The sequence below is a fragment of the Streptomyces sp. DH12 genome (genome assembly GCF_020873895.1).
Taxonomy (GTDB): Bacteria; Actinomycetota; Actinomycetes; order Streptomycetales; family Streptomycetaceae; genus Streptomyces.
Genome location: NZ_JAHWGT010001312.1, coordinates 1 through 425, shown reverse-complemented (window position 1 = coordinate 425; position 425 = coordinate 1). Strand labels below are relative to the sequence as shown.

Sequence of the window (425 nt, the reverse complement as noted above, 5' to 3'; positions counted from 1 at the left end):
CCTCCACTCGGGCCAGACCTCGACGTCACCCGGGTTGGTGACCGTGGTGGCGCCGAGGACCTGGCTGGAGGACACCGTGGGATACGGCACCAGGAAGTCCGCCGGGGCGCCGGACTCGCGGTGCACCGTCTGGGGCTGGACGTCCTCCCAGTACGGCTCCTCGCACCACAGGGTGACCACCGCCGAGTCCCACGTGATCCCGGTCGCCGTGTCCCCCATGACGTCCCAGCCGCTGATGTAGTACACGGAGATGCGTCGGGCAGTACCGTCCGGGCGCGCCACCTCGAGCGTGCCCGGTCCTTCCCGCAGCGTCCGTGTGAAGGCGCGCGCCAGGGCCCGCCAGTTCGCGGTGAACGTGGTGTGGTCGGAGCCCTTGACCAGCACCGGCCACACGATGGTGCGCGGCTGCGGCTGGACGTGCCGCA

1 pseudogene is annotated in these 425 nt (G+C 71.3%); it reads right to left on the bottom strand.

The annotated features are described in order from the left end of the window. Nucleotides 1–425, bottom strand: a pseudogene (locus LPA54_RS39840) (phage tail family protein); the annotation flags it as partial.